This window comes from Streptococcus suis, assembly GCF_002964045.1.
Classification (GTDB): domain Bacteria; phylum Bacillota; class Bacilli; order Lactobacillales; family Streptococcaceae; genus Streptococcus; species Streptococcus suis_U.
Map to the genome: position 1 here is coordinate 1 of NZ_POPB01000358.1, position 356 is coordinate 356.

General features: G+C 45.8%; 1 pseudogene. It reads right to left on the bottom strand.

Features of this window, described 5'->3' with window-relative positions:
• A pseudogene (locus C1E99_RS08745) lies at positions 1-356 on the bottom strand (IS66-like element short variant transposase); the annotation flags it as partial.

Genomic DNA, 356 nt, shown 5'->3' on the forward strand with positions numbered 1-356 from the left:
GTCTCCTCATTAGGTAAGTGTTCTAGAAGATAGTTCATATATTTCTCTGCATCAAGTCCGTGTCGCTTAGCTGTTTCTAAAAGACTCAAAATGACAGCTGTTGACTTGGCTCCCTCAAAGCTTTGAGAGAATAGCCAATTTTTTCTGCCCATCACCAAGGTCTTCATAGCCCTCTCAGCCATATTGTTGGACAGGACTAGGTCACCGTCCGATAGAACGGTTCGGAAGGTGGTTTCGTATTTGAGGCTATACTCTATTGCAGTACCCAATTTGGAGCCTGGCAAGACAGCCTGTTCACGGCACCAATCAAAGAACTCGTCCATCAAGGGAGCCAACTCTGTCTGTCGTTTATGCAG